The 25,680-nt window shown below is 39.4% G+C and carries 24 protein-coding genes and 1 riboswitch; of the genes, 19 read left to right on the top strand and 5 right to left on the bottom strand.

Annotated elements, in window-relative coordinates; translation table 11 throughout:
• Positions 1–312: 312 nt before the first annotated feature.
• From rlmH to MKY93_RS20170, 5 genes are all read left to right on the top strand, one after another.
• Complete coding sequence (gene rlmH, locus MKY93_RS20190; RefSeq protein WP_078818751.1) at positions 313–792, top strand: 23S rRNA (pseudouridine(1915)-N(3))-methyltransferase RlmH; 480 nt, start codon at positions 313–315, stop codon at positions 790–792.
• A gap of 459 nt (positions 793–1,251) precedes the next feature.
• Positions 1,252–1,362, top strand: a riboswitch (cyclic di-GMP riboswitch).
• 201 nt (positions 1,363–1,563) lie between these two features.
• Complete coding sequence (locus tag MKY93_RS20185; RefSeq protein WP_340760863.1) at positions 1,564–3,615, top strand: methyl-accepting chemotaxis protein; 2,052 nt, start codon at positions 1,564–1,566, stop codon at positions 3,613–3,615.
• A 186-nt stretch (positions 3,616–3,801) separates the two neighbouring features.
• Positions 3,802–5,982, top strand: a complete 2,181-nt coding sequence (locus MKY93_RS20180; RefSeq protein WP_340760859.1) for an amidase family protein — start codon at positions 3,802–3,804, stop codon at positions 5,980–5,982.
• A 637-nt stretch (positions 5,983–6,619) separates the two neighbouring features.
• Positions 6,620–7,804 (top strand): sodium/glutamate symporter, encoded by a 1,185-nt coding sequence (gene gltS, locus MKY93_RS20175; protein ID WP_009499309.1) that lies wholly within the window; start codon positions 6,620–6,622, stop codon positions 7,802–7,804.
• 424 nt (positions 7,805–8,228) lie between these two features.
• Positions 8,229–8,507, top strand: coding sequence for a hypothetical protein (locus MKY93_RS20170; RefSeq protein WP_340760857.1), 279 nt, complete (start codon positions 8,229–8,231; stop codon positions 8,505–8,507).
• A gap of 247 nt (positions 8,508–8,754) precedes the next feature.
• Here MKY93_RS20170 and MKY93_RS20165 read toward each other — a convergent pair whose 3' ends face one another.
• A complete protein-coding gene (locus MKY93_RS20165) occupies positions 8,755–8,961 on the bottom strand; it encodes a hypothetical protein (RefSeq protein ID WP_009499307.1) in 207 nt (68 codons plus the stop codon).
• 223 nt (positions 8,962–9,184) lie between these two features.
• Here MKY93_RS20165 and MKY93_RS20160 point away from each other — a divergent pair, with 223 nt between their 5' ends.
• Complete coding sequence (locus tag MKY93_RS20160) at positions 9,185–9,685, top strand: YehS family protein (protein ID WP_340760959.1); 501 nt, start codon at positions 9,185–9,187, stop codon at positions 9,683–9,685.
• Between the two features lie 123 nt (positions 9,686–9,808).
• Here MKY93_RS20160 and MKY93_RS20155 read toward each other — a convergent pair whose 3' ends face one another.
• Positions 9,809–10,624, bottom strand: coding sequence for a DUF817 domain-containing protein (locus tag MKY93_RS20155; RefSeq protein ID WP_340760854.1), 816 nt, complete (start codon positions 10,622–10,624; stop codon positions 9,809–9,811).
• Between the two features lie 178 nt (positions 10,625–10,802).
• On the opposite strand from MKY93_RS20155, the gene MKY93_RS20150 reads away from it, so the two are divergent.
• Together MKY93_RS20150 and MKY93_RS20145 are read left to right on the top strand one after the other, a co-directional pair.
• Positions 10,803–11,489 (top strand): peptidylprolyl isomerase, encoded by a 687-nt coding sequence (locus MKY93_RS20150; protein ID WP_340760852.1) that lies wholly within the window; start codon positions 10,803–10,805, stop codon positions 11,487–11,489.
• Between the two features lie 212 nt (positions 11,490–11,701).
• Positions 11,702–12,571: a DMT family transporter gene (locus MKY93_RS20145; protein WP_340760958.1), complete on the top strand. Its 870-nt coding sequence runs from the start codon at positions 11,702–11,704 to the stop codon at positions 12,569–12,571.
• Positions 12,572–12,634: 63 nt separating this feature from the next.
• On the opposite strand, the gene MKY93_RS20140 is transcribed toward MKY93_RS20145, so the two are convergent.
• A complete protein-coding gene (locus tag MKY93_RS20140; protein ID WP_340760849.1) occupies positions 12,635–13,252 on the bottom strand; it encodes a YczE/YyaS/YitT family protein in 618 nt (205 codons plus the stop codon).
• A 118-nt stretch (positions 13,253–13,370) separates the two neighbouring features.
• Between MKY93_RS20140 and MKY93_RS20135 the strand changes: the two genes are divergently transcribed.
• A complete protein-coding gene (locus MKY93_RS20135; protein WP_340760847.1) occupies positions 13,371–14,150 on the top strand; it encodes a TatD family hydrolase in 780 nt (259 codons plus the stop codon).
• A 76-nt stretch (positions 14,151–14,226) separates the two neighbouring features.
• Here the strand turns inward: MKY93_RS20135 and MKY93_RS20130 are convergent, their stop codons facing one another.
• Positions 14,227–14,718, bottom strand: coding sequence for a hypothetical protein (locus MKY93_RS20130; RefSeq protein ID WP_340760845.1), 492 nt, complete (start codon positions 14,716–14,718; stop codon positions 14,227–14,229).
• A 350-nt stretch (positions 14,719–15,068) separates the two neighbouring features.
• Here MKY93_RS20130 and isdC point away from each other — a divergent pair, with 350 nt between their 5' ends.
• From isdC to MKY93_RS20085, 9 genes are all read left to right on the top strand, one after another.
• Complete coding sequence (gene isdC / locus MKY93_RS20125; protein ID WP_340760843.1) at positions 15,069–15,710, top strand: heme uptake protein IsdC; 642 nt, start codon at positions 15,069–15,071, stop codon at positions 15,708–15,710.
• A complete protein-coding gene (locus MKY93_RS20120; RefSeq protein WP_340760841.1) occupies positions 15,707–17,143 on the top strand; it encodes an NEAT domain-containing protein in 1,437 nt (478 codons plus the stop codon). The genes isdC and MKY93_RS20120 overlap by 4 nt, the downstream gene beginning before the upstream one ends.
• Before the next feature lie 232 nt (positions 17,144–17,375).
• The gene (locus MKY93_RS20115; protein ID WP_340760840.1) at positions 17,376–18,593 is read left to right on the top strand and encodes an NEAT domain-containing protein; all 1,218 of its coding nucleotides are present in this window, start codon (positions 17,376–17,378) and stop codon (positions 18,591–18,593) included.
• A gap of 42 nt (positions 18,594–18,635) precedes the next feature.
• Positions 18,636–19,523 (top strand): heme ABC transporter substrate-binding protein IsdE, encoded by an 888-nt coding sequence (gene isdE / locus MKY93_RS20110; protein ID WP_078818769.1) that lies wholly within the window; start codon positions 18,636–18,638, stop codon positions 19,521–19,523.
• Positions 19,524–19,555: 32 nt separating this feature from the next.
• The gene (locus MKY93_RS20105; protein ID WP_340760837.1) at positions 19,556–20,521 is read left to right on the top strand and encodes a FecCD family ABC transporter permease; all 966 of its coding nucleotides are present in this window, start codon (positions 19,556–19,558) and stop codon (positions 20,519–20,521) included.
• Between the two features lie 6 nt (positions 20,522–20,527).
• Complete coding sequence (locus tag MKY93_RS20100; protein WP_340760834.1) at positions 20,528–21,298, top strand: ABC transporter ATP-binding protein; 771 nt, start codon at positions 20,528–20,530, stop codon at positions 21,296–21,298.
• An 11-nt stretch (positions 21,299–21,309) separates the two neighbouring features.
• Positions 21,310–22,086 carry a class B sortase gene (gene srtB / locus MKY93_RS20095; protein ID WP_340760832.1) on the top strand — a complete coding sequence of 259 codons (777 nt, stop codon included), beginning with the start codon at positions 21,310–21,312 and terminating at the stop codon, positions 22,084–22,086.
• A 124-nt stretch (positions 22,087–22,210) separates the two neighbouring features.
• Positions 22,211–22,828 (top strand): NUDIX hydrolase, encoded by a 618-nt coding sequence (locus tag MKY93_RS20090; protein ID WP_340760830.1) that lies wholly within the window; start codon positions 22,211–22,213, stop codon positions 22,826–22,828.
• A gap of 112 nt (positions 22,829–22,940) precedes the next feature.
• Positions 22,941–23,666, top strand: a complete 726-nt coding sequence (locus MKY93_RS20085) for a 3-ketoacyl-ACP reductase (protein WP_340760828.1) — start codon at positions 22,941–22,943, stop codon at positions 23,664–23,666.
• Between the two features lie 105 nt (positions 23,667–23,771).
• Here the strand turns inward: MKY93_RS20085 and MKY93_RS20080 are convergent, their stop codons facing one another.
• Positions 23,772–24,254 (bottom strand): DUF2798 domain-containing protein, encoded by a 483-nt coding sequence (locus MKY93_RS20080; RefSeq protein WP_340760827.1) that lies wholly within the window; start codon positions 24,252–24,254, stop codon positions 23,772–23,774.
• A 131-nt stretch (positions 24,255–24,385) separates the two neighbouring features.
• Between MKY93_RS20080 and MKY93_RS20075 the strand changes: the two genes are divergently transcribed.
• A complete protein-coding gene (locus tag MKY93_RS20075; RefSeq protein ID WP_340760825.1) occupies positions 24,386–25,576 on the top strand; it encodes a DUF4317 domain-containing protein in 1,191 nt (396 codons plus the stop codon).
• Positions 25,577–25,680: the final 104 nt, after the last annotated feature.

The raw sequence follows: 25,680 nt of genomic DNA, 5'->3' as shown, positions 1-25,680 counted from the left end.
TTGTGGATAAAATCTAAATAATGTGTATAGTATTGTGTAAAAGAAAATAAGTATATACTAGTAGAAAAGCTGGTTAGTGTAAGGTATAAAGCCTTGGCATTCATGGTTTTTGAAATTTTCTATTTTACTGGTAGACATGAAAGTTTTCATTATGAGAATAAAACTATAAAAGGTTATCCACAGAACAAGATAAGAATAGTTAGTGAATTTTACATGTAGTAGGGAACAAATAGTCGGGCACAATATGTAGAACGTGCTGTGGATATGTGTATAAGTATTGTGTATAACTTTTGGAGAGCGAGTGGATAAGTTGTGAATATAACAATTGTGACCGTGGGTAAGTTAAAGGAGAAGTATTTGAAGCAAGGAATTGAAGAGTATACAAAGCGGCTGAAAAGCTATGCCAAAATGCAATTAATTGAAGTGGCGGATGAAAAAGCACCCGAAACTTTGAGTGAAGCGGATATGGAAATTGTTAAAAAGAAAGAGGCAGATCGGATCTTGGCGAAGATTGCTCCGGATGCTTATGTAATTGCTTTGGCGATTGATGGAAAGATGAAAACTTCGGAAGAATTTGCTGCGAGTATAGAATCGCTAATGACATATGGGAAAAGTAAGATCGTGTTTGTAATTGGCGGTTCGCTTGGATTGCATATGAGCGTGTTGCAGCGGGCGAATGAGAAGTTATCTTTTTCAAAAATGACGTTTCCACATCAGTTAATGAAACTTGTGCTGGTCGAGCAGGTTTATCGGGGGTTTCGGATTATTAAGGGAGAACCGTATCATAAGTAAAGGCGGTTATCGATAAAATAAGACGAGACTCGGTCAGTGACAGACACTAGACATAAATGAATTCAAAGAGAACCATAAGAAAAGTGCTTCCATTGAAGTAGAAAATGCGAAGCTTTAATAGTTTTCAAGGTCTATTTCGAAGCTGGAGATAGGCCTTTTAGGCGTTTCAGAGCAATCGAGATTAGTTAATATTGTAACTAATAGTAGGCGGGTGAGTGATAGTATCAGCATAATACCGGATAAAGTCTCAAAATTAATTAATTACTAATTTGAAATCATATTTTTGACTTCATATTTATAAAACTATATACACAGTGAAAAAAACATCCCTTTTCATCAGTTTTGAATTATTCACATGATTCTTTTATCACATAATAAAAGTTGTTTGCGGTCAAAAAGTCTTGAATTTAATGGAGTTACGTGAGATTATAAGGGAGCATAATTTTAAACTAAAACTATAGAAGTTAAAGGCAAACTGATCTGAAAGGGCAGGACGCAAAGCTTAGGGTCTAAAGTTTAGGGATTATTTAAAAGTCCTGCAATCTAAACAATGATCGCCTGGTTACCAAGTTTATGGATTAATATATTCCTTTGGCTATTCCATATTATATAGAATAGCTTTTTTAGTGTTTAAAATTACCTGGCATGAGTTTGGAGTCAAGATATAGTTAGAAAGGATTAAGAGATTCTTTAAGTTATCAATTTAGAAGCTTTGCAGTTGTTGGTAACTTACGCTTTGATTCACTATCATAAACAGAAAGAAGTGTAAAAATGAATAAGAAAAGAATTTCGTTCAAAGCGAAGTTATTGGTTTTTTCATTATTACTATCACTAGTACCAATTATTTTTATTGGAGTTTTAGTTAATAAAACAGTTAGCGAAAAAACCGAGGATGATTATATCAGTTTCAGCGAGAAAGAAATTAAACAGGTGGACAATGGCATTTCTCTATACTTTGAAACGATTAGGGAAAATGTCAATTTTTTAGCTAATGCCGATTCCGTTTTAAATGCCGATTCAAGTATTACTTCATATAAAGATATAGCGGGAGATGCCTCTATTGATATGACCCCTTCAGAAAATGGGGATAAAGAGAAAGCCATTTTTGATGTGTTTTCTCAATTTAGTATTAATCATCCTAAAGCCTCTTATGTTTATTTGGGCACATCGGATGGAGGTTATGTTCAATATCCTGAGGGCCCCGTGTCAGCAGGTTTTGATCCTAGAGACCGTCCTTGGTATAGCACGGCTATTGGAGAACCAGGAGAAGTAAAATTAACAAGTGCCTATGAGGCAACTGGTATAGAAGGAATTATAGTAAGTAATGTAGTGTCGATTGAAAAAAATGGAAAACAAACAGGTGTGTTAGGTTTAGATGTAAGTTTGGAAGGCTTAACAGATATTATCAAGGAAATTAGTATAGGCGATAATGGTTATGTAATTCTCGCGCAAGAAGATGGAACAATTCTTGCACATCCAAAAGATCCTGAATTGAACTTCCAACCAGTGTCTAAACTAAACATACCTTCTTTAAAAGATCTAAGCAAAGATGGCTCATTTGAAGCTGAACTAGATGGAGAAGACTATGTATTAAACACAATCACTTCAGAAATTGATGGCTGGAAGTATATTGCTGTTATAAAGAAGGATGAAATTTTAAGTACCGCTACTTTTATTCGCTCAATGCTTTTTCTTATAGGCGGTATTTTTGCGATTCTTGCTGTAATCGCATCTATTGTTATGAGTTTACGGATAACGAAGAGAATTAAAAGTATTAGTGATTTGTCTTTAGCGATGTCAAATGGTGATTTGACTCAACAAGTCACGGTGAAGGTGAAAGATGAAATCGGGGATATGGGCGAAAATTTCAATACCATGTCTAACAGTTTAAAAGAAACAATAAAAAAAATTGCACATGAATCCCAACAATTATCTGCGACATCTGAGGAGCTGGCAGCCTCTTCAATCGAAAATCAAACAGCTTCCAATGAAATATCCGAATCAATTCAATTTGTTGCTACTGGAACAGATGAACAGGATGCTGCTATGAAAAATGCGGTAGGTATTATCAATGAAGTGTATAAGCATGTTGATGACGTGACAGTGAGCATGGACAATGTAAGTAATTCCATACATTATTCGACAGAAACTGCTATACAGGGCAGTGATGTCGTTGAGCAAACTGTAAATCAAATGGTTGAAATTGATAAAAACGTGAGTTCTTCCGCTGAGAAAATTAGCATGTTAAATGAAAAATCAAATGAAATTAGACAAATCAGCTTTATCATTCAATCAATTTCAGAGCAAACGAATTTATTAGCTTTGAATGCTGCAATTGAAGCTGCAAGAGCTGGCGAACATGGAAAAGGATTTGCAGTAGTGGCAGATGAAGTTCGAAAACTCGCAGAGCAATCCAGTAATTCAGCATTGCAAATCAATGAAATTATTCAAGATATTGAAGATGGCATTGAAGATTCGATGGGTCTAGTAAATCTAGGGGTAAGCTCGGCAAAAGAAGGAATGAAACTCGTGAATGAAAGCGGGAAAGCGTTTGGAGAAATTAAGGACTCCATTCTCGCTGGTACAACAAAAATATCCGAGGTTAACATAGCAATGGAAAACATGAAGAATCATATAGCTGAAGTGGTAGTTCACATAGAGGACGTTTCAAAAACGAGTATTGAAGTAAATAATTATTCTCAAAACGTCGCAGCATCCTCCGAAGAAATGAGTGCCTCAATGGAGGAGGTTTCATCGGTTTCTCATGAGTTAGCTAGGATGTCAAATGAATTGGAAGTAGCCATCCAGGAATTTAAACTGTAAAAGTATAATTTCTATCTAAACAATAACCAAAAGAATGTGTTAGATATCCTAACATTTTGATCCATTATATTTAACTTTGTTTATGATATACAGAAATGTTGTATAAAATGACCTCTGAATATTGTTATATAACTTTCAGGGTGAAAATTTTATAGTTAATTTGTTTTAGAATAGGGAGGAAACATTATGTTTAACATATTAAATCGAGTTAGAACCTTGATAGCTCTTATGGTAGTAGTAGCCGTGCTTCCATTGGCAAGTGTCTCTGCGGAAGAAACTGAATTTAATCCATTTGAAAAAAGTATTAGCGAAATTTCCGATGCTTTAGATAACAACCAAATTAAATCTGAGCAGTTGGTTAAGTATTATCTAGAACGTATAGAAGCATATGACAAGCAAGGTCCTGCGATTAATTCGTTCACTAATATTAATGAAGAAGCTATAGAGATTGCAAAGCAATTAGATGCAGAGAGACAAAGTAAAGGCAAAAGAAGTGTACTTCATGGTATTCCAATCGTTGTAAAAGATAACTTTGACGTCAAAGGCATGCCGACAACGGCTGGCTCTGTTGCACTAAAGGATGCTTATCCCGTAAAAGATGCTTTTGCTATTAGGAAACTTAAGGATGCAGGAGCCATTATCATTGGAAAAACAAATATGTCAGAGTTTGCAGCATCTTATGGTAGATTAGGATATAGCTCTTTGGGCGGTTTAACCTTGAATCCTTACAATCTTAAACGTGATGCTTCTGGTTCTAGCAGCGGAACTGCCGCGGCAATCACAGCAAACTTTGGTGTATTTGGATTAGGTACTGATACGTCTGGATCGGTCAGAGGACCATCTCATGTTACGGGACTTGTCGCTATCAGACCGACATTAGGTTTAATAAGCCGTGGCGGAATCGTTCCGTCCTCGTTAAATTTCGATACTGCTGGTCCAATGGCTAGATCTGTAGAAGATGTAGCGATTGCATTGAGTTTTATGGCTGGAGTCGATGATAAAGATGACCAAACCTTATCTGCAAAGGGACATATAGTTGAAGACTATAGTAAGTCCTTAGACAATACTGCTTTACAAAATGCAAGAATTGGAGTAGCTGTTGACTTTTTTGGAGACAACGCTGAGGTGGATACAATTACTAATAAATCCTTGAAGAAAATGGAGGAAATAGGGACGGAACTTATTCCGGTATCTTTCTCAGAGACGACACAATATCTTTGGACACCAATTATTGGGCCAATTAATGAAGCTAATTTTAAGTCTCAGTTGGAAGAGTATCTAAAACAGTTCCCTGAAAGTCAGCCGAAAACACTAGAAGAAATAATTAAAATTAGTGAATCACCAGAGGTTTTGAATTCAGCAACGCCAGTAAATCCAGCAGGTTTGGAAGGTCTAAAAACGAATTTAAAACAAGCGGCGTTTAAAGACACACCAGAGTACAATGATTTAGTAACAAAAGAGATATCTAAAGTACGTGATGAAGTACAATCAATAATGGAAAAAGAAAATTTGGATGCCATTGTTTTTCCAACAATGTCATGTCCTGCATCACCAAGATTCGATAAGGAAGACCCGACATATTTATGTGATGCCTATGACACGTATGCCGCAAGTTATGTAGCGTCTGCTACAGGATTCCCTGAGATTACTGTTCCTGCCGGTGCTACTGGTGAAGAACTGCCTGTTGGGATCTCTTTCATGGGGTTGGCATTTAGTGAACAGTCTCTATTAGATATAGCTTATTCTTTTGAACAAGCAACCAATGCTAGAACGCTGCCTAAAACAACGCCTAATTTCGAAATGAATGCAGATGAAAAGCCAGCATTTAAAGATGTAAGTTCATATGTCGATGAAATTATGTATTTGACAGACAAAGGAATAATTAATGGTTATCCAGATGGAACATTTAAACCAAATGAGCCAATTACACGTTTACATGCTATACGATTGATTTTGAAAGAAAAGGGAATTGTCGACTATTCAGATGTTACTAACCCAAGATTTGTTGATGTTTCACCTGGTGATTATGGATACGAGGAGATTGCTAAGGCTGTTGAATTGGGTATCGTCAACGGAAAAGTTAATTCCCAAGGTGAAAAGTATTTCGACCCTACCGGAAAATTAAGCCGCTCGCAAGCGGCTGCAATCTTAGTGTTAGCTTATGATTTAAAAGGCACTCACCCAACCGATTTTAAGGATGTTCCCAAGGGGAATTGGGCTCACAACTATATTTCTGCGTTGGTAGCAAATAATATTACAACGGGTTATTCCAACGGTAAATTTAAGCCTAATATTAATATATCACGTCAACATTTCGCGGCATTTATGGCCCGATACCTAGATGATCAATTTAAGCCCACGAAGTAAAGGCCGATAGAGGCCTTTCTTCAATTTAGATAAAGGTTACACAAAAATTATAGAAAAGATTTAGGCTTCTCATAAGCAGTCAGAGCTTATGAGAAGCCTTTTGTATGTGTAGAATTACGGTCATGTTAAAAAGCTTTGGTTACTATAAACAAATTACAGGTTAATATGTTATGGCGAAGCTTATCATAAATAAGGCAATTCATAGAGAGGACCACCTGAAACGTTGACATGACAATGACTTAGGTGGTTTTGTCTTTTATATTATGTAAATTATCAAGTCAAGTTGTACAATGCTGAAGCAAAAGAAAAGTATAGCGATGGCTAATTGAACAAAAGATTAAAAAATATCATTTTTTTAGAAATACATATCGAAAAATGTTGGATTTTGTAGGATTCAATAGGTTTACCGTAAAATATCGACATAACTCTATTTTCTAGGTATGAAAGCGTTTACCAAGGAGAGAGGGAAACGGAATCATGCCGTGATTAGCCGGCTACATTCATTCGGCACGTAAGTAAAAAAAGACAAACTTTAACATAGGCTTGGTTAACCCAGCTCTTGATAAATCGGTTGAACGGTTCGGCTGAGGGAACTTATCAATGAAGCGGTAAAGGCTTTTTAGAAAGGTGAAGATATATGATTGAACTCAACCAGATTACAACACTGTTCCTTGCAGTAGCTCTCTATTTGCTTGGAATGGCACTTGTCAGCCGGGTCGGATTCCTTAACCGGTTCCTGATCCCGGCGCCTGTCATCGGCGGTTTGATATTCGCCACTTTAGCGCTCGTGTTGAAAACTACGGGGATTGTCGAGATTACATTGGATACATCGCTACAGTCGTTGTTCATGATCGCCTTCTTTACGACGGTCGGCCTTGGAGCAAGCTTCAAGCTCATCAAACTGGGCGGAAAGCTCTTAGTCATCTATTTGCTCTTGTGCGGCGTCACGGTGTTCTTGCAGAACGTCATCGGTGTTTCGTTTGCTCAATTGTTTGGAATTGATCCACTATTGGGTGTCATGGCCGGAGCAGTTTCGATGAACGGAGGACATGGCGGTGCTGCGGCCTACGGACAGACGATTGAGAACTTGGGCGTTTCCTCAGCCTTGACGATTGGAATGGCTGCCGCCACACTTGGCCTAATTTGTGGTAGCCTTACCGGCGGTCCGGTTGCGCGGTACCTGATTAAAAAACATGACTTAAAGCCATCAGCGGGTAAAATAGAAGAATATGTAGAAAATGATGAGAGGCCGATTCAAGAGTGGTCGTTCATGGTGCAAGTTGCCCTTCTCACGTTCTCCATGGCAGTGGGAACGTATCTTGGGGATTTGTTTACAAATGTGACCGGCTTCGTACTGCCGTCCTATATCGGGGCGATGTTCGTAGCGGTTATTGTTCGGAATCTTACTGACCGCTTTGTAAAGGGTACGGTGAACATGAAGGAAATCAACTTAATCGGGGACGTTTCGCTTGCAATCTTCCTCTCGATGGCACTGATGAGCATCAAGCTGTGGGAAGTTGCAGATCTCGCACTACCGCTCATCGGCATTATACTCATCCAGGTTATCGTCATCGTCCTATATGCCGTCTTTGTGATGTTCCGAATGCTTGGCAAGGACTACGATGCGGCTGTTATGATCTCCGGATTCTTAGGCCACGGGCTGGGTGCAACACCGAACGCAATGGCGAACATGTCCGCAACCGTGAGCAAGTATGGTCCTTCTCGCACGGCATTCCTGGTCGTGCCAATTGTCGGTGCATTCCTTATTGATGTTGTATTTAGCGCGCCGATCATTATCACAACCATTAACTTGTTCAAGTGAGTTATTGGAATGACTGTTTCCAGATTAACTATCTCTAATTTAATAAAAAAAGCTTCTAGCCCTTGTCTATCGGCTGGAAGTTTTTTTGTATAGGAAAGGATGAGGAAGATAAGGTTTTCATCCATAAATGAGAATCCTTATATTAATGTTTTTTATATTTACTAAGTCCACTTCTTGCTCACCTGTTAAGACAAGCTTATTTGTTGGCATATGTATTATCTCCTTCCAAATATTCTAAATATTTATTGGGAAAGTCGTATTTACATTAGCAACGGAGAACCTTATTATAAATAAATGTTATAAAAGGAAATGCCACGTAATTATATCTACTGTCATTAATCCCTGACCACGCATAGTTCCAGGTTTTTTTACAATACTAAGCATGCCGTAAAATATCTTATTTGCAGGAGGGAAAGAATCGTAAATGGCTAAGAATTCAAAACAAAGTTGGAAAAAGGATCATCCAGGCACTTTTTTAAGCAATTCTGTTCAGAAGGCTGATCGTTCGGTGAAGCAGGCGATGTCGCATCCTGAGGAGATAGCTGTGGAGCATGCTTTTAATTCGATAGTACGAACAGAAAAGGCATTAACGAAGGCAGAGCAATATGATGAGCGTATGGATTCCGTTCAACAAAACAAAGAACAGTTAGACATGATGAAGAAACAGTTGAACGAAGCACAAGAGATTGTAGAAGACCAATAAACGAAGACAATCCCCCCTCTAGGTTTTGTTAGCCTTTTGGGGTGATTTCTTCATGACCGTCAAATAACGAAAAACTTAGCCTGACATTAAATTCCATAAAATATTCGTTGATATTTTTCAATTGAATTTAGAAATGTATTACATAGCTTTTAATGGAGTGGTAGTAACTCTATCAGCTGCTCTAAATGGAAATAAAACGCGAGATAAATAGGTAAGCCTTATTTTCAGGCATAAGACCGGAAGCATTTCATTTTCCAATCGTCTTCTTGAAGACCCTCGGATTCTCCACATAGCTCCCGAGCACCCAACCACAATCCGTACAGATGAGATGGATCAGCTTATGACCTATTCCCATCTTTTTATAAGTTGTCACGCTTGCGTATCCGCTTTGAACTCCTTTTCCGATCGCCGATCCTCCGCATTGCGTGCAAGCTTTTACATTTGTAGGCTGCATTTAATCTCCTCCTCTCCTGTATACGAATCATTTCCTTTAAAAGATTCGAGCGCTTCTTTCTATAAATGTCTGTGTGGAATCGGAATTCTCATATTTCAAATGTATAAATAATGTAAAAATAAGTTGAATAATATCGAGAAAAAAGAAAAGGGTTAATTGAGACAATGAAATGCAAATAGTACTATACTTAGAACAACAGCTAAAACAGGAAAGGTGTTAGGTGATCCTATTGAATAATAACGATATACTTACTCGATTAAGATATGCATTGGATATAAAAGACACAGCGATGGTAGAGATTTTTGAGTTGGGTGGTATGGAAACGACGAAAGAAGAAGTTCAGAAAATGTTGTCGAAGTCAAAAGAAGATGAAGCGCAAGAAAATGAGTACGTTAAAGAAGTCGATAATACTATGTTGGAGTCCTTTTTAAATGGATTTGTGAGCCTGAAAAGAGGAGTGCAGGATATTAAGCCGGAGAACGAGCAAAACCAATTCTTAATGACTGACCGAAACGTGAATAATATCCTGCTCAAGAAGATGAAAATTGCACTTTCGCTCACGAGTGAAGATATGTTGGAGATCTTACAGGATGCAGGGATTAATTTATCAAAAAGTGAATTGAGTGCAGTTCTCAGAAAAGAAGGACACCGAAATTATAAAGAATGTGGCGATCGATACGCTAGAAATTTCTTAAAAGGTTTGGCGCTAAGATATAGAGAATAGGAGTAGTAAATTGCTTGTCTGATTAAAAAAGGTATCTACGCATTATTGAATATAGGGTTCAATATTGCGCAGGTACCTTTTTGCATAACTTATTCTCCATTCTGTATAGGTCTCTCTAAGTTGCTATTTCACAGGTGATTTTTCTTTAATCATCTTCAACGTCGCTACAATTAGAAAACTAACAATGACCAACAGCAGCCAAGAACTTAATTTTCCTATGCCGACCAGCTGCCATGTGTCGCTTTGATTCGGATATTTCCAAGCGCCAAAAAACGTTGCGATGTTCTCTGCAACCCAGATAAAAAAACCGATAAGTACAAATGAAAACGCAAGGGGCATACGGTATCGTGTTCCGTTCACTGCATATGTGACCCAAGACTGCCAAAAAACAATTACAACCAGCGCAGACAACCACCAACGAATATCAATCCAATAATGATGAGTGAAAAAATTTAAGTAGATGGCAGCGGCGAGTGGCACGACTGCCCAAAGTGGCGGCCATTTCACGAGATTCACATCCAGTCTCCTCCATGCCTGGCAAAGATAGCTTGCAACACTTGCATACATGAATCCGCTGTATAAAGGCACTCCTAGTATTTTGAAATACCCATCCTCGGGGTATGACCAGGATCCCATATTAACTTTAAATATTTCAAGGGCCAGTCCGATCAAGTGAAACATAGTGATGACTTTTAATTCATCACGAGTTTCTAGCCCCGAACGCACCATCCACCATTGCATAAGAAGAAAGATGATGAGTAGCCAGTCGTATCGAGGCAGTATAGGCAGGGGAATGACTTGGGTCAAGGCTAAGGAGCCAAAGATAACGACTGGAAACAGGCAGGACAGGGCTTGCTGCCATCCAAAATGGACAAGTTGCAGCCAGGCTCTCTTGATCTGTGTTTTTACTGTTTTTTGCTGAATTAAGCTGTCTCTCATAGGGCACCTCCTTCTAGTTTCATTTATAATCTGGAAATATAAATAAAGATGAAATGTAGTCTCTGTGGAAGTTAGTATGACGATGAATGATCGGATAGGGTTCGCTATTTAGCGTGAATTGCCTGATTATGTGTTATATAATGAACGAGCAGATTACATAAGGGAGTTGTAAAAGTAGATGTTTATAAGAAATAAAGCATTTTATTTAATCTTTAGCCTGATGGCGCTGGCTTTTCTTTTAGTGGGGTGTGGATCGTCAACAAAAGACGAGCAGCAGGAGGAGAAGACAGACGGGCAATCAGAGGAACAACCGGTAAAAGAAGCAGATTATTCGGAAGAAGTGGAAGAAAACCCGATTGTGACGATTACGATGGAGAACGACGAAAAAATCGTCCTAGAATTAGATCCTTCTGTAGCTCCAAATACAGTAGCCAACTTTATTTCATTAATTGAGGAAGGTTATTACGATGGGCTGATTTTCCACCGAGTCATTCCAGGTTTCATGATCCAAGGGGGAGATCCTTCGGGAAATGGATCAGGCGGTCCGGGATATTCGATTGACGGGGAATTTACTAGTAATGGATTTAAAAATAATCTGAAACATGAACGCGGTGTTATCTCAATGGCACGCACAGGGGAACCAAATTCTGCAGGCTCCCAATTTTTTATTATGGCAGAGGATACGTCCCAGCTTGACGAAGAATATGCTGCGTTTGGAAAAGTAATTGAGGGCATGGAAATTGTGGATGCAATCGTTGCTACTGAAACAGACTCTTCAGATAAGCCGTTAGAAGATCAGAAAATGAAGAAGGTGGAAGTGGATACGAAAGGCTTTGACTATCCATCTCCGAAAGTGAACGACTAATGTAAGAAGGGTGTCCTAGTAGGTTTCGGGGCTTTTATAAATAAATTTAAGGTACCTGCATCATATTGATTTCCGAAATCAGTATGGTACAGGTACCTTTTTTAACTGTTATATGAACGTAAATGATAAGAACCAAACAAAAATGTATACGAAAATTCTTGCGGGGTATAAAATAGGGCAGTTAGCATTATGTTGCAGGAAGGATGATGCAAATGTTAAAAGCTTACGCTTGGCTAACATTTTGTGTGCTGGTATGGGGAAGCAATTTTGTTTTCGGAAAGATGTTAGTTGAAGTGTTTTCCCCCTCCATGTTAACCACACTCAGACTTTTATTTATCGTATTATTTCTAATTGGGATATCTGCTTACAAAAAGCAGTTACGAAGAGTTACGAAAGCAGACTTCCTTGCGCTGTTTTTTCTTGGAGTAATCGGCGTTTTCATCAATCAATGGTCATTTTTCGCAGGGTTGCAAACGGCAGACCCTACAACTTCTGCATTGATTTTAGCCGCAGCACCTATTGTAACTGGCGTATTAGCGGCTATCTTTTTAAAAGAAAAGTTCACCATTCGAATGTTGATGGGATCAGTTGTTGCTCTTATAGGGATTTATTTTGTCGTGACCAAAGGGGGCGTATCTTCCCTGCAGATCGACAAAGGTTTAATATGGATTGTGATCACGATGATTACCTTCGCTATTATGGTTATAATGACCAGACTTCTTTCTCAACGAATAGACCCATTCACCATTACGCTCTATTCAAATGTTGTCGGTTTAGTAGTGTCAATTCCCTTCGCTTTTACATTAAATACTCCTTTGCGAATCAGCTTCGAGATATCAGATTGGGCATTTCTGATTAGCACCGCCATTGTGGTGCACGGCATTGCGACATTGATTTGGAACAATAATATACGGTATGTCGATGCTTCAAAGGCATCTATATTATCTAATCTTGAACCTTTTGTCGCCATGGTAATGGGAGTATTACTGCTTTACAAACCAATCGCCGGATCAGAACTTTTGGGATCTTTATTTATAGTTGGCGGAGTCATGCTGTCCACATATCAACGAAAGAAGCGTTAGTTGCCTGTGTACCAGAAAACGTGTTAGCAGGGATTAACACGTCAGTTTTTTACGGTTTTTTCATTACTTAAGTAGTTCTGGACGATTTGTTAGTGCTTTTATGTAAGGTGAAAAAAAACTAATAAATACTCCTGTAAATAGCGCGTTCACTAGCGTCCCCAGCCCGATTGCTCCATCAAATAATAAAGCAATGATAACGAGAATAAAACTGATTATAGCGCGGGTATACGTCACACTCAAACCCGTTAGCTTGGATAATATTAGCATGGAACGATCCATTGGATTGGGCGCAAATTGGGATTGTAAATAAATCGCAATACCCAGACCTATCAATACAATTCCTGCTCCTGTACAGATCCATTGACCGATCCAAGTTCCCGGTGCAATCCAATCACGTAATAAAAATAACCATGTGTCAATTCCAAGGCCAGTGATAAATGCCGAAATTAATGCGTAATATTCAGGTCTTTTCTTCTCCGCAATGGCGTTACAAAAGACCATTGCTGCCCCAACGACAATTTCCCAACTGCCGATTGTTAAGCCAAATGTGCGGTATAAGCCAACAAGAAGGGCATCAAACGGTGAAGCACCCAGTGCGGATTGGATCGTTAATGTGATGCCTAACGTCAAAACAATTAGACCGGCGAGATAATAATGAAATCCGGCTTGCAGCAATCGCAAAGAACATAACCCCCTAGACGTGATAATATGATAAATATAGCAACGATCATCTAGTTCTGATTGTATAGTAACTTCCAGAATGTTCAAACATTGTAGGAGCAGAAAGCGAGGGGTGTTCATGAGCAGACGTCTGATTGATGCCCATATTCATTTGGATATGTACGAAGACGGGGAAAGAATCGTTCTCCTAGACAAGTTAGAAGAAAGTTCGGTTGATGCACTAGTCACTGTATCGAGTAATTTAGCATCATCCAATCGTCAATTGGAACTAGCAGGTTTAGACAATAGGATCAAACCAGCAATCGGATATCATCCAGAACAAGCTTTGCCGGCTGAGGAAGAACTTCAAACAATCCTGAACGTAATCGATCAAAACAGTCACCGGCTTACTGCCATTGGAGAAGTGGGCTTGCCGTATTATACGCGTCAAGAACAACCTGATTTAGAAGTAGAACCTTACATAGAAGTACTTGAGCAATTCATCCGAAAGGCGAAGGGCTATGAGTTGCCGATCGTGCTGCATGCCGTTTATGAAGATGCTGCTCTTGTTTGCGATCTACTGGAGTCTTATTCAATTGAAAAAGCACATTTTCATTGGTTTAAGGGAGAGGATACAATTCTAAAACGTATCCTAGCGAATGGATATGTCGTCTCCGTGACACCGGATGTCACATACAAAGTAAAGGTTCAGCATATTGTCGACCAGACACCACTTTCACAGTTGATGGTCGAGACAGACGGACCATGGCCGTTTGAAGGTCATTTTTCAGGAAAAGTGACACACCCTTCGATGATGCACAAAAGTATCCAAACGATCGCGGAAATAAAGCATTTGAATATAGATGAAGTCTATCGAGAGATTTATGCAACGACTAGAAATTTCTATCGGATTGAATAAAAGAAGAGACGTGCCCTCGAAAAGTAGAGGATTCGTCTCTTTTTATATACCCATTTTGAGCTCAACGTGGGTCGGTTTAAGAGCAAAGTACAATAATCTTATAAGGTGTAGTCTGAGCAGGTATACTTCTTGTAGAAGCACCGTATACCACAATTAGATCGCGTCCGCCAATATCTCCATTAAAGGATTGGCCATTTTGTAAGATGATTTGAGTTTGCGGGGATAGATTCAGTCGCAGCGTTCCGTCACTACTTTCCAGACGACGGTTAAAATAGTCCACTTTCACATTTTGATATGGTGAATCTCTACTCATGACAAGTGCCCTGAATTGTGGTGGGTAGATAAGAGGGGCTGGTGCATTTGCATCGTAGAAACCAGTTACCTGATCACCTATCTCTACCATTACATGATCTACAAAATAAGTTGTCGGTCCTACTACAAAATTCACTATGTTTCCGTAACCGCTATCTACCACGAACAGCTTATAACATCCGGCTCCATTATCTTGGCCTGTTGAAAAATCATCAATCATCATTACAATTCCGCTAAAAGATTGAAATTCCATCATCCGACTCCTCGCGTTATTAATTAACTTCTCTTTATAGATTATGTATTCCTCCCAGCTTGGTGAATGATTTGACTAGAACAATACGATAGTTAAGTCTTATTAGAAAGGTTTGACATTGATACGATAACAGGATATATTAAATGATAATCGTTCTCACTTGTCGACTCAATTGAATATGAATCTTCAATTGTCACACAAATGCCATGAGAAACGGTAGAAAAGTATAGTTTATCATTCGTACTTTCTACCATTTGTGCGATAATTTAGATGTGGAATTTTGCCCAGTCGTTGGGTCTTCCCTAGTGTCAGTTATTTTTTACAATGATTTATTGAAAGGAGATTTACAACAAGTGAAAAAAGGATTTATTTTTGTTTTACTTACAAGTTTTTTACTGTTTACTGTTGCCTTGCCAAAAGCTTCAGCACAGGTTGCGGATGGTACACATTCACTCGAATATCAAGTGAATCAGCCGGATAGTAACTCTGCTTCAATCGCCAATGATTATTTCGTAAAACCGGCGAAAGTAACGACTAAAAATGGAACTGCCACCGTGCAAATCACACTGAAAAACAGTGAGTGGATTACAAAGTTCGAACCGCCGGGCGGGGCGACTATAGTCAGTGAAGATAAAGAAGCCGACACACGTGTTGTTCAATTTACAGTAAGTGACTTGTCACAACCTATTAAAACGGCGATGAAAGTTGATATTGAAGATATTAATTACCATCATGAATACACAGTATCAATAGTTTTCGATGCGATGGAGGATGCTGCTCCGGTCACTCCGCCAGCTACGAATGAAACTAAAACAACTGAAGATAAGAAAGTAACCACAAACGCAACAACAACTAAAAAGCCAACAACTGAAGGACAAGTGGCAAACCCACAGACTAGTGACTCAGCGCCATACCTATTAATCTTTGCGTTAGCAGGTTCTGCATTTTTACTTTATAGAACTAAATTTAAAAGAAAACAGGGGGAACAATCATGACGAAAAAACAATCATCACGCGCAACGAAAGTGGTCCTTGCATCATTACTCGCAGCATCACTCTCCATTCCAACAGCGGCGTCTGCAAATATTGGAACAAGTGACAAGGCTGCGACTACTATTGCAGCTACAGCTGCAACGGATCAGGTAATAGATTTTCATGTATACAAACCAGGAACTAACGAGCCACAGCCCGCAATTAGCGGTCACATCGTCCCTCAAGGAAAGCTAATTGAAAAAGACGGTGAATATGAAGCTCAATTAACAATTCCGACCAAATCTGCACCAATGATTGCAGGACTTCAGACAAAACAGGGCGAAACATATGTTGATGCAACAGAAGTAAAAAATGCAGACGGGACGATTACATACAGTTTCCCAATGGCAACGGATACCGTTTACCCAGGTAAAATCCATGTAGTTGTAGCTGCTGCCAATATGGATCATTGGTATGACTTCGATTTCAAAGCACAGGTTGCTAAAGAAGAAGCAGAGGCAGTTAAGAATGTAGCAGTGCAAGTGTTCAAAGATGGTACGAGTGAAGAATCGATCATGAAGAATTACATGTCACCTACTGCAAGCGTTAAGAAAGTAACAAATGGCAATGAAGTAACAGTAACATTTCCGAAAGGTCACTATATTCAAGAATTCAAAATCGATGACAAAAAAATAGCGATTGCTACCGAAGACAAGTCAACAGATGAGCGCACATACACATTTAACGTGGCTGATCTTACAAAATTAGTTGATGCAGAGCTTCACGTTATCGTAGACGAAGCAGGCGTTAAATATGATTCAAATCACAAAGTTCAGATCGGCTTGGATGGTGTAAAACCAAGCGACAAGCCAGTTGTAAATCCAACTCCAAGTGCGAATCCTTTTAAAGATATTGACAAGGATGGAAATAAAGCTGCGATTCTAGCTCTTTATGAAAAGGGAATTGTTAAAGGTGCAGATCAATTTAACCCTCGTAACAACATTACACGTTCCCAATTTGCATTAATGGTAGCACGTGCGTTGGACTTGAACTCAACTCAATCTGCAGGATTTAAGGATATCGCTAACATTACAGACAAAGAACGCGTAGGTGCAATCAACGCGCTGGCCGAAGCAGGAATCGTCAAAAAAGGTGACAAGTTCAATCCGAATAACACATTGACTCGCCAGCAAGGCGCATTGATGCTTTATCGTGCCGTAAATTACGCTGCAGGAAAAGAAATGAGCTACGGAGATACAAGTCTATCCTATTATGCGGACAGAGCTCTTATAACAGATCCAGAGACGAAAAAGGCTTTCGCTCTTCTGTATGCGGGAGATATAATGACAGGCTCTAAAACGACGGACGGTAAGACAGTTATCAATCCAGGCAGCCCATTGAAACGTACACAAATGGCTAAGATCTTAAATGGTTCACTTGAATTTATGGAGAAATAATAAGTTTTAACATGTACTTCCTTTCGCTGTTCTACTCAGCGGGAGGAAGTTCCTGTCGTTTTATCTTTATTCAGCAGCCTGCTGAATAATAGAAGTATGTAGGCTAAGATCGCCACATCCTGTGGCAACACCTGCATGACCTACATCCTGTAGGTCTAAGCACAATTCAAAATCTGGACGCAATTACGCCGAGGCATAATTGTTTTTCAATTAAAGGGAGCGACCGTTGGAAATGAGAAGAATAATCTATATAGCTTTGCTTACATCAATCATCTCTGCGCTGCTTCCTTTTCATTTTGGAGAATCTGTCGTAACAGCAGATGAACCAACAAAATTTAAGAATGGCGTGTATCAAGTTGAACTAAATTTTCTAGCACTTGAAGCGGTGGAACTGGGAGAGTTATTCAGCAAGCACGCTACGTTAATCATCCATGAAGGTCGATATGCATTGTCGGTTCCAATAAGGTTTGAAGGCGGCATCATCAATTCCATAACTGCAAAACAGCAGGAAACCACAATTAACTCCCTACTGGATAGATCTGAAAATTTAGTTCAGTTTGATATGAAAGATGTAAAACAGAAGATCGTGCTCGAAGGGACAGTAAAATTATCGGCAGATGAAAAGCCGAGAATGTTTTCTCAGGAAATGGTAATTAACTTTGATTCATTCCTCGAAAGAGAAGAACCATCAATAAGTGACAGTCAACAAAGCCGTGACCTTATCAATTACACGCTATTAAAAGACGGCAAAGAAGAACTCTCCGTCATGCAGACATATGTAAACCCTGTCATGAAAATAATTGAAAAAGATGACAGCTTTTATGCACAGATGGAGATCATCCAATCATCTTGGATCAAAGTTCTGACGGTAGAGCGTCAAGGAAAAATGGTAGAGCCGAAAGTCATCTCACAGAGTGACAATACACGTATTATTGAGTTTGAAGTGGAAGACTTCCGCAAGAAAATCCGGCTTTGGGCTGAAGTGGAAATTCCTCAATTAATGTATTCGTCTAGCTACTTTACACAGTTACAGTTCGATGAAAAGCAAGCAATGAAATTTGAAACCAAAGTGGATATACCTGAACTGGTTACGTCGAATGAGACAAAGATACCTCTTGTGAGAAGGAATGTACAATCACCTGAGTCAACACGGCCATCTCAAAAGGAGAAGCAGTCGAGTTCAACTGTCGCAACACCTAAAGAAGTTCCTGTAGAAGAGCAATTACTATTTGACCGTACTTTGGATGAACTGAAGAGAGATGAGAAACTACCAGTCAGACAGGTGGCAGAAGAAGAGGTGAAGGGGGATCAAATCGCCTATAAGCCAGATGAACAAGTCATACCCTTCAATTTATTAAAGGTCGGTCTTCTTTTCTTCGTCTGTATCCTATCGGGGATCTTGCTGATTCGTCGTATTAAGAATGGAAAAAAAGAAATGGTTAATGAGTAATGAGTGGAGGATCACAACGTGCAAAAAAAATGGAGAAATTTCATGCTCTTCGTAGCGATTATGGCATTATCCGTTGTAGCCGGGTGCAGTGGCAGCGATACCAGTAAAGAAACGGAAGCAGCAAGCTCGCCTGTTGAGAATGAAGCTGAAGAAACGAATGATCAACGAATCATAGCGGGGACTGTCGTGATTGCAGAAATTCTTGATAAATTAGATATTGATGCAATTGCCGTGCCAGAGTCTGAAAAGCAATTAGCCAGTCGTTTCAATGATCTTCCTACGATCGGCAATGCCATGCAGCCTGATATGGAAATCGTAAAGTCTCTGAACCCAACGGACTTTTTATCTGTTTCTACATTGGAATATGATTTGACGGATGGTTTTGAGCAATTGAACATACCGGCACATTTTTTAAACTTCCAAAGTGTCGATTCTATGATACAGGAAATTCAGACACTCGGTGAACGCTATGAACGGACAGAAAAAGCCGATAAGCTGGTTGCCGATTTGCAGAAAAGTATTGATGCAGTAGAAACGGTTGCAGCGAATAGAAAAGGACCAAGTGTGCTAATTTTACTTGGGATTCCAGGAAGTTATTTAGTGGCTACTGAAAATTCTTATGCAGGGGACTTGGTAAAACGCGCGGGCGGCACCAATGTAATGGAAGGCCAAGATCCAGAATACTTATCATCTAATACAGAATATCTTCATAACAGCAATCCTGATATCATATTACGCCTATCACATGGAATGCCAGAAGAAGTCGTGGAAATGTTCAATGAGGAATTTCAAACAAATGATGTTTGGAAACATTTTGATGCAGTGAAGAACGATAGAGTATACGATCTTGAAGAAGAGCTTTTTGGAACGACAGCCTCATTGAAAGCACCTGAGGCGTTAAAGGAATTAATGAAGATTTTCTATCGTTAATTGATGAATTCAAGTGAAAAGGGAAGACCACCATGACAAAAAGAATTGTAAGTTATGCGGTAGTAGCTGTGTTACTCATCGTGACCATTGTTTACTCAGCTACTATCGGCAGCATTAAGATGGGTTTTTTTGAATTTTTAGGAGCATTATTTGAACCGGGTAACAGTCAGATGGAAGCAATTCGAGATTTGCGTTTTCCACGAATGATTGTTGCGCTATTTGCAGGTGCGGCTCTTTCCGTTTCCGGTGTTTTATTACAATCCGTTATGCGCAATCCCTTGGCGGACGCAGGTATTATCGGGATATCTTCCGGCGCGGCGTTTGTTCAGCTATTCATTATTTCATTCTTCCCGGCGCTCTTTTTCATGACGCCTTTATTTGCGTTCATGGGAGGGGCATTCGCTTGTTTTCTCGTCTTTGCCTTGTCATGGAGATCAGGTTTGAGCCCGCTTAAGTTGATTCTGGTTGGAATTGCGATCAATGCTATGTTTACAGGGTTAACGGAAGCGTTCATTAGCTTTGGGGGGGCGCTAAATGTATCAGCCTCGAGTGTTATTGGCTCGAATCTAACAATGCGTACATGGAGTGATGTATCGACGATTGCAACGTACGGTACAATTGGATTGATTTTATCATTTGTGCTCTATAGTTGGTGCAACTTACTGGTGTTGCAAGATAAAACAGCGAAAAGCATTGGGTTTCATGTAACGCGTGCCCGACTGATCATTGCGGCGGTGGCAGTGTTACTAGCGGCAATTTCGGTTGTGGTAGCTGGTGTGATTTCGTTTGTAGGGTTACTCGTACCGCATATAGCACGTCGTTTGGTTGGCTACGATCATAAAGTATTGATTCCATTTACAGCCCTTTTAGGTGCACTTATTATATTATTGGCTGATACCATCGGCAGAACGATTGTATCACCACTAGAAATACCTGCTTCTACGATTATGGCGATTATCGGCGGACCGTTCTTAATATTCTTACTGCGAAAAGAGTGACCAGCTATGGAAATGAAGAGTATCATCGTATCGCATGATAATAAAACAAATCATTTGGATGGTGTGACGACAACGATTCCAAAAGGTGAAATTACAACAATCATTGGGCCGAATGGTTGTGGAAAATCAACGTTATTAAGCGTCTTATCCAGAAATAACATGCCGAAATCCGGTTCCGCTTCATTAGAAAATCGCGATTTGGTCATGTATAAGCCAAAAGAATTTGCAAAGAAATTTGCAATTGTTTACCAGCAAAACGATGTGCCGAAAGACTTGACAATTGAAAAACTTGTAAGCTTTGGTCGGCTGCCTCACAAGACAATGCTACAGCGTAATCAGGAAGAGGATCATCAAGCAATTGATTGGGCATTATCTGTTACGAATCTAGTCGAAAAACGACATAATGACTTAGAGGCGTTGTCAGGAGGAGAGCGTCAACGAGTGTGGATTGCGATGGCATTAGCACAGCAATCTGAAATCCTTTGTTTGGATGAACCGACCACCTATTTAGATATTTATTATCAAATCGAATTATTGGAACTCGTGAAATCGTTAAATGAAGAGTATGGGTTGACGATCGTGATGGTATTACATGATATTAACCAGGCAATCCGCTATAGTGATCAGATTATCATGATGAAGGATGGACAAATTATTGCAGAAGGCCCTCCGAGGGAAGTAATCACTAAGGATGTCATAAAAAAAGTGTATGGTGTCAATGCAATTTTTAAGGAACATGACGAGATTGGCCTCTATATGATGTCACTTGGTATTTAGGGGGTCTCCGAATGAGAAAACGTATTTCTAAATTGATGCCGTTCGTCTATTTGGCCGTGTTCCTTTACTCAGGTTACTTACTAGCGCAATATCTTTATACATACGTTGAAGCCTCTAGTTCTTTGAAGGAAACGCAATTGATCTATGAGACGGCGTTGGAAAATAGTGTAGAACCTGTGGAGACGGAGAGTTCATCTAAAGAGGATATTTTATCTCGCTATACAATGCGTCCGCAATTTGAAGAGTTACATGCGGTGAACGAACAGATTGTCGGATGGCTTTCAGTAGAGGGAACAAAACTGAACAATCCTATATTGCAGTCGGAAGATAATGACTTTTATCTGAATCGCAATTTTAAAGGCGAATATAGCCGTGCTGGCAGTGTGTTTATGGACTATCGTAACGATGTGACAGATATGAGCCGCAATACAGTGATTTACGGACATGCGATGAGAAATGATACGATGTTTGGTAGTTTGAAGAAGTTTGGTAAGCAAAGTTATGCAGATGCCCATCCCGTGATTTATATGGATACACTTTATGATGGTTATGATATCGAAGTGTTCGCTGCGTATGAAACGACAATTGACTTTTATTACATTGAGACAAATTTTAAAACGGATGAAGACTTCATGCATTATTTAGAGGAAGTAGAATCGCGTTCATTAATTGAAATGCCTGTTGAAGTTAATCGAGATGATCAAATTGTCACACTGTCTACATGCAATAATTCAGTTAACAGTAAAGACAAACGTTACGTTGTACAAGGAAAACTCGTGAAAAGATGAGAGATCATATACTTATTAAATTAGGAAGTCACCTTGCTTAAATTGGGTGGCTTTTTTTGAAATTCTTTAAATGGGAACTCTCTAATGATACGATAGATGTAAAATGTCGGGGTGAGAAAACTTCATGAATCTTGATCACTTAAAGCAACAGTTAAATGAAAATAAGTCTTTATTCATTGGAGAGGAGACAGCTTTTCGTGCCGCAGTGCTAATTCCGTTAGTTGAATTAGATGAAGAATGGCATGTTCTGTTTGAAGTGCGTTCACTCACGATGAGAAAACAACCAGGGGATATAAGTTTCCCTGGCGGTCGCATAGATGCCACAGACGCATCACCTATGGCTGCTGCTTTACGAGAAACAAATGAAGAGTTAGGTGTTGATCCAAAAATGATCACTATGATAGGGCAATTAAGTCCTTACGTGGCCTCTCCTTCATTTGTCGTCTACCCATTTGTTGCGACCATTGATTATGATCAGACTATTCATAGCTATAACAAAGATGAAGTGGAAGAGGTCTTCACGATTCCTGTAAAATGGCTCTTAAACTATGAGCCGTATATGCATTTAGTTTCCGTTCAGCCAGCGCCATCGTCCACCTTTCCTTTTGAAAAGATTATGAACGGTGATCAATATCAATGGCGAGCCCATTCAATGGAAGAATGGTTTTTTGAATATGGAAAATACACAGTTTGGGGACTAACCGCTAGGATTTTAAAACACTTCATTGAGATCATCAAATGAGTATAGATTGTATGGTGATAGTTCATGAACTTCACATGAATTCAAATTCATGCTATACCCCATGGCAAGCAGTATAATGGGACTGATATCAGTATGAAAAGGAGACGATCACATGACACAATCTTTAAAAGGAAAAGTAGCATTTATTACAGGTGCAGCTAGAGGGATTGGAAAGGCGACTGCGATTGCGTTAGCAAAAGAGGGGGTAACGGTTGGTTTACTTGCAAGAACTGAATCAACTTTACAAGAAGTGGCTAATGAAATTGAAACATTTGGTGTGAAAGCAGCGTATGCTACGGCTGACGTTTCATCTAAAGAGCAAGTGGAAGCGGCGATTGCCTCATTAACTGCTGATTTAGGTGCTGCAGATATTTTAATAAATAATGCGGGTATTGCGACTTTTGGTTCGGTACTGGATATGGAACCAGAGGAATGGAAAAAAATCATTGATGTGAATTTAATGGGTACTTATTATGTGACACATGCCGTCTTACCTCAATTGATTGAAAAAAATGGCGGCGACATCATTACGATCTCATCGACCAATGGGTTGAACGGAGCTGCTACATCCAGTGCATACAGTGCATCTAAATTCGGAGTAATTGGATTCACTGAATCATTGGCACAGGAAGTCCGTCGAAATAATATTCGTGTTTCTGCATTAACTCCAAGTACGGTGGCAACTGACTTGGCTATGGAGTTAAGTTTAATTAAGGAAAATGATGATTCAAAACTAATACAAGCTGAAGATATTGCTGAAGTGATCGTGAATCAATTAAAGCTGAATCCTCGGATTTACGTAAAAGCGGCAAGCTTCATCGCGACCAATCCTTATTGACTTGGAATCGTAAAAGAACAAGCTAACTATCCATATATGGGGTAGTTAGCTTTTTAACGGCTAATTGCAAAATATGCCGCATATTTTGCTGCGAAAGATATTCATTTAAATATTTAGTTCTGGTTTTGGTATTGCTGGTTTAATATATTTGATCAGTAGCCTGCGTGAGCACGGCCCCACGATCAGTAATTGCGCCGGGAGTGCGACTATAAAGTTTAGCCCAACTATTTTAAGATAGGCTAAGAAAATAGAGCCTTCAATACCTGTCATGAACGCTGTCAAAATTAACCCATAGACGGACATAATCAGAACCATTGCAGGGACCATACAAATAGCAATTGCTAAAATAAAATTGTTTTCTTTGGATTTATCATATGGCAGAGCAAATGCAAGTTTGCGCGCTTTTGGTTCAACCAACGACTCTGCGATAAATGCGACAGTAAATGTTATGATAAATTGGATCGCGACACCACCTACTGTAAATGATGAAAATTCATGTAACGCCATGTTGTAAACGGACATAATTAAAACCATACCGAAACACATAAACAACCCAAAAATAATACCTTCTTTTTTATTACTAGGCAAATAATAACTTCCTTTCTTTTAGTGAGTAGTGTAATTATATATGGTCAATTTTTTCTACATAAGTGACGTTTTTGTGTCTTTTATTTCAGTCGGTAATTAATGGTTGGATTAACGAGGGAGTTGGAAAGTAGATGAATAAAAAAGATATTGCGGACATTAGGAAAAGATTTAAGCTGGATTCAGATCTTTTGACGATCACGGATATTTATAATATCTATATTAGGCAAGAGAGCAGTGAGATCTATCATGAGGAAAGCCAGGCATTTCCTTTGCTGGATCGCGAGCAACAGGAATTGTTTCTAACAAACTTCAAAAAAGTATTAGGTGGAAAGCTGGGTATGAAATTGTTTGAAGTGAAATTCGAACGTCAAACAGAAGAACAACCCGACCACGCACAGCAACTTTTGTATGACGGTCTTCAGGCGGAAGAAGCAGATGAATGGAAAGACGAAATGCAGCAACTCGCATTGAAGATGGTGAAGGACGTTCAATATGAAAAAGATCTTGTTGTTACGTTTATTCGGGGGAAGTATTTCAAAAAGACGAAGCGTGCTAGTGAAGAATCAGAAGTCGATGCACGAGACGAAGTGTTCACGACTCCTTTTATTCTTTGCAGCATGAATCAGACGGACTTACCGAAACGCTCGCTTGTATTTGATTTCATTGGAAGGGAATTTAAGTCGAGTGAGATGGTTGATCCAATCATAAATCTTGCCTCTCCTATTGGCGGATTTTTATTTCCTTGCTTCACAGACAATGCAGCAGACGTCAATCATATTTTGTATGCAGCAGGTAAGGCGAACAAGCCGGATTACCGCTTCATTGAGGAAGTATTAAATGGAGAAGAGATCATGACGGCGGCAGATGATAAAGCCGTATTTGAAGAGATCGTTAAACAAGTGGTGGGGGAGGAAGTGGATTCGCAAACTCTCGCCAACGTGTACGAAGCAGTACATCGCTTGACGGAAGTGGATGAAGAAGAGGAAGAACCAGAAGAACCACCTGCTTTGGACAAGCATCAGATGGAGCGCGTACTGAAGATGAGCGGTGTAGATTATGTAGACGCTGAACAAGTGAAGACAGCTTTTGAAACTGTAGTTGATGATGAATTGTATGAAATGAAAGCAACCCATATTGTTCCGAGCTACACATCCAAGTCGATCAAGATTGAAACAAAAGTAGCCAATATCTCGATCAGTCCGCAAGATTTAAAGTACGTCAAACAAGTGAATTATGATGGAAAACGCTGTATTTTAATCGAGGTAGAGGAAGATACGATCATTGAAGGATTTAAATTGATTCCGGAAGAGTTGTTGAAGTAGAAGTAAACTTTATATATAAACAAACCGTTCGCCTACCTTGGCAGAACGGTTTTTCTAATTAAAATGAACTTTTTGCTGCTATGATGACTCTTATAAGCGAGAGG

This window comes from Sporosarcina sp. FSL W7-1283, from assembly GCF_038003105.1.
GTDB lineage: Bacteria > Bacillota > Bacilli > Bacillales_A > Planococcaceae > Sporosarcina > Sporosarcina newyorkensis.
This window is presented reverse-complemented; position numbering and strand designations above follow the sequence as displayed.